Raw genomic sequence first — 3,837 nt, forward strand, 5'->3', positions numbered from 1 at the left:
TAATCGGTAAAGCATGCCCCAAGGTTCTCTGCAGCGGCTGCAGGGGTGCCGTCGGTTCTCCAGTTTAGGGGATTGATTCCATACGTTTTGACTCCTGCCGGTACAAGGAGCGAATTCGTCACATTAATGGCTTCAGAGTTAAAGCAAACGATTGTTCCGATATCGTCAACCCGCTGCGCCGGTTTCAACCACGCGTAGTTGGCAAGATCGTCGTCTGTGATGCGCCATCCGATGCAGTAGGCCGCAATCAAACGCTCCTGATAGGCGGGATTGTCAAAGAATTCGGAAAGAAGTCGCAGCACCATATCCGATCCCTGAGAAAAGCCTGCCAGCACAAAGGGCCGGGCCGGATCGCTATGCTCTATATAGAAGAGGAACGCTTCGCGGATATCCGCATAAGCGATGTCGAAATAAGGATTGGCTTCCGCCTGCGGCAGTGAATAGACCGGGAAAGCAGCCTGCCGGTAATAAGGGGCGTAAAGCGTGAGGCTTTCCTCGTAGATTCCGCGCTCCATGTTGAGCGCACCCACAAAGCTCTCTTTTGTCTTTTCATCTGATAAGGACATATTTCTGTTATTATTGTGCCCCATATCCACGGTGGGACAAATCAAAAATAGATCTGCCTGTTTCTCTGGATGGATTCCGTTGTACGCCCAGTTTTCAGGCGAAGCATAGTCAATCTCTTTGTCGGCGGGTTTGATGACGGCCAGAACAATGACTATGGCGGCAAGAATGCACGCACAGATGATCCGTATCCATTTATATCGTTTCACGTTTCATAATTCCTTTCTCTGAATTGGGTTTACATACAAATTTTGATTTATTGCGTTGACCATAACACATGCCCACCATAAATATAATGAAAAGCTCGACAAATTGAATTTGCCGTGACAAGCTTGCCTAATTTTCTGAATACATCAATTACATGACTTGTAGCGCCGACAAAATCGTCGCGCTCACAAGTGGAAAGATGATATTTTAAGACCAGTACAAATGTCTCATCATCCATATTAACTACTGCTTCGCGCATAAATAAAGCAAAGCCATCAGATGCAACATAATGCAGTCTTGTAACAGGAAATACTGACATCAGAGCATCTATGTCTTCTTTACGAACAAGTTCAAACAAATCCTTAGGCTGTGAGGTGGCAGCAAATGTTTCTCCGTCAAGCAAGCCGTATTTTATGTAGTCTGAGACTCTGAACTGATTACGTTTGAAGCCTTCGTCGAGTAGACAACTGTCAGATATGACATGATTTACCAAGTTTGCTCTAATTGCTACGACCTACTGTTAGATGGACTTCACGTTATGGTACTAATCTGTCACGTGGATTGCGCGTTAGCTATGTTAAGCTCAGAAGAATATCTTCTAGGCTTGGCCGTGGGCTATTCATTTTAAGCATCTAGCTGCTGCTAAATCAGAATTTGAATGCCTGGATGCGGCAAAGAAAAGGGGCTAAAAACTACGACAACTATATTTTACTATAGATTAATTCTGCAAACTGTCCGTATTTTTTTACTTCTTCTAAGTTAAATCGCTTTAATCCTTCCTTTTGTGAAAACAATGGTATTCCCTCCCCCAACAACACTGGGGCTATCTGTATAATAATATTATCGACCATATGATTATCTAACAGAGGAGCTAATATAGTATTTCCTCCGACAATCCAGACATTTTTATCCTTCTCTAGTTGTTTTACAAATTCAACGACATCACAATTTATAGGTATAAATTCTTTAGCTGATAAGCTTTCAGCATGTGTAAAAACATAATTTCGGGTAGTTGGATAAAGACTTCCGACACTCTCTATATTTTCAATCTCATTAAATGTTCTCTTACCCATGATAGTAATATCCATGCTTTTATAGAAGCTTTCATAACCTGTTTCTTCTATTGTACCAGTTTGGTAAAGCCATTCCAAGTTATGGTTATTGTCAGCAAGATAGCCATCCATAGTAACGCATCCGTAAAAAAACACACTCATGCAATTATCCACCTTTATTTAATTCGCGTTTTACTTACTTGTATTTATATTGCTATTTGATAGATAACAATTAATTTATGTTAAGTCTAGGAGAGCATCTTCTCGGCTTGTCCCTTAAGTAAACATAATCCTGCTAATAAAAGTCAAGTGCTATTTTGATAAAAGTCTTACTTAAAAATGAGTATAAATAATTAGGCCAAGCATTAATAACATCTGGCCTGTTGGAAATATTATACTACTTAATTTATTGCACGTAAACCTCATTCACCCTTGCGTAATAAATCCTAAGGAACTTGTTTAGTGCAGCGATTTTAGCAACCCTCAATGGCTTTCCTTCAGTTTCTTTTTTGAGCATATATAAATATACAGCATTATCTACTTGTGGTTTGGATATCTTCAGATATCGCATGATTTCATATTCAGTCTTACGCAACGAAGCTGATCCCCGTTTGATATACTCCTGTTAGTTGCTGTAAAATCACCTGACTGATATGGCGGAGCATCTAGTCCTGCATATGCAATTAATGCACTTGCACTATGAAAACGCCTAATATCTCCTATTTCTGCAATGATACGTGGTCCTAGAATATCTCCGACACCCGGCATTTCCATTACAATAGTAGATCCCTCGAGGTAATAGGACGTGTATGTGGGCGCTTGTGCTTTTCACTAAACTATTGCAATATTCTAAAAACTATCTCATAATTAAAAATGTATAAATTACCAGAGTTAAAATTACTTTCCGGGGGCGACAGCTTGTTTATCATAATCTTAGGAACCCTGTCAGATACTGAAAAAGACTTGGTCAATCAGATTTTTAAAGATTCTAATATTAAGCTTTATAACATATCCTTTCAAATATTGCGTTCACATTCGGATGCGGAGGAAGCCGTATCGCAAACCTTTTTAAAAATTATCAGCAGCATTGAAAAAATATCCAGACTACCCGGTTCCAAAATTATGCCTTACTGCGTTGTAATAGTAAAGAATGAAGCGACAAATATTTTGAGAAATCGAATGAAATCAGTCTCCATGGGTGAGCTTGAAGCCGATAAGTGGTAGCTATTCCTCCGAGGTTGAGGATGCATGGATACATAATATTGACAGAAAACAATTGCTTTTAGCAATTGACAGGCTTTCTGGTGCAGACAAGCATCTAGTTTACTTGCGTTACGCAAATGATATGAGCTTCAAAGAGATTGCCGCTTTACTGGGCGTCAGCGAACAGACGGCCCAAAAAAGAGGGTATCGTATTCTTGAGAAGCTACGGGGCCTTTATGAGAAAGGTTTTGATGAAAATGTCCAATACGTTTGACAGTCTCATTCGAGATGTATGTAAACAAGCTTGGGAAAATGATATTGTAAAGCTTGAACAGTTCGATTTCAGTGATACTCCAGTCAGACCGCTTACCGCAGAAGAAATTCAAGCGTTGGCACAAAAGATAACGGCACTGCCGCTGGAATATATGAACACGCTCTTCTTTCGGTATTGCTTTGGCTTTTCCTCCGAGGATGCGGATGCAGTACTGGAAACCGCGCATTCCGCCGGCAGGCTGCGGTATACCAGAAATATGCTGTCACACTTCATGGGACTGGATGGCGCCGTGGTAGATGACCATTCCATGAAAATTGCTTGTGAAACGGCTCTCTTGACGTATGTTGCGCAAGACGTTCCGGACGTATTACAAATTCCGAAGTACTCCAACGCCTTTAGAAGGACACTCAAGGCAATTAAAGCTGCTCAAAAATCAACCAATATGGTAATCACTCTCATGAAACGGGTGGCGGTATTTATCCTTGTTTGCGCTATCAGTTTCTCAACCGCGCTTGTCGCAAACGCCAAATTGAGAGA

Annotated in this window: 7 protein-coding genes; 3 read left to right on the top strand and 4 right to left on the bottom strand. The window is 40.9% G+C overall.

Annotation, left to right across the window (positions count from 1 at the left end; all coding sequences use genetic code 11):
• The 4 genes from PHO71_RS25455 to PHO71_RS26355 form a co-directional block, all read right to left on the bottom strand.
• Nucleotides 1-773 (bottom strand): DUF3089 domain-containing protein (locus PHO71_RS25455; RefSeq protein WP_300208989.1); only part of this gene is annotated, 773 nt, incomplete at its 3' end.
• 47 nt (nt 774-820) lie between these two features.
• A complete protein-coding gene (locus PHO71_RS25460; RefSeq protein WP_300208990.1) occupies nt 821-1,174 on the bottom strand; it encodes a hypothetical protein in 354 nt (117 codons plus the stop codon).
• A 298-nt stretch (nt 1,175-1,472) separates the two neighbouring features.
• On the bottom strand, nt 1,473-1,955 hold the full coding sequence (locus tag PHO71_RS25465) for a dihydrofolate reductase family protein (RefSeq protein WP_300208991.1): 483 nt from the start codon (nt 1,953-1,955) through the stop codon (nt 1,473-1,475).
• Nucleotides 1,956-2,381: 426 nt separating this feature from the next.
• Entirely contained in the window at nt 2,382-2,603 is a 222-nt protein-coding gene (locus PHO71_RS26355; protein ID WP_367279942.1) for an IS110 family transposase, read from the bottom strand.
• Between the two features lie 93 nt (nt 2,604-2,696).
• On the opposite strand from PHO71_RS26355, the gene PHO71_RS25475 reads away from it, so the two are divergent.
• The 3 genes from PHO71_RS25475 to PHO71_RS25485 form a co-directional block, all read left to right on the top strand.
• On the top strand, nt 2,697-3,047 hold the full coding sequence (locus tag PHO71_RS25475; RefSeq protein WP_300208992.1) for a sigma factor: 351 nt from the start codon (nt 2,697-2,699) through the stop codon (nt 3,045-3,047).
• Complete coding sequence (locus tag PHO71_RS25480) at nt 3,028-3,300, top strand: sigma-70 family RNA polymerase sigma factor (protein WP_300208993.1); 273 nt, start codon at nt 3,028-3,030, stop codon at nt 3,298-3,300. Before PHO71_RS25475 ends, PHO71_RS25480 begins: the two co-directional genes overlap by 20 nt.
• Nucleotides 3,278-3,837: hypothetical protein (locus PHO71_RS25485; protein WP_300208994.1), on the top strand; the 560-nt coding region annotated here is incomplete at its 3' end. The genes PHO71_RS25480 and PHO71_RS25485, both read left to right, overlap by 23 nt.

The sequence above is a fragment of the Bacteroides sp. genome (assembly GCF_028690125.1).
Classification (GTDB): Bacteria; Bacteroidota; Bacteroidia; order Bacteroidales; family Bacteroidaceae; genus Bacteroides.

What these genes read in the sequence shown, in the direction of transcription:
- PHO71_RS25465 (WP_300208991.1), bottom strand. Translation starts at nt 1,955, where the DNA reads ATGGATGGCTATCTTGCTGACAATAACCATAACTTGGAATGGCTTTAC.
- PHO71_RS25475 (WP_300208992.1), top strand. Translation starts at nt 2,697, where the DNA reads ATGTATAAATTACCAGAGTTAAAATTACTTTCCGGGGGCGACAGCTTG.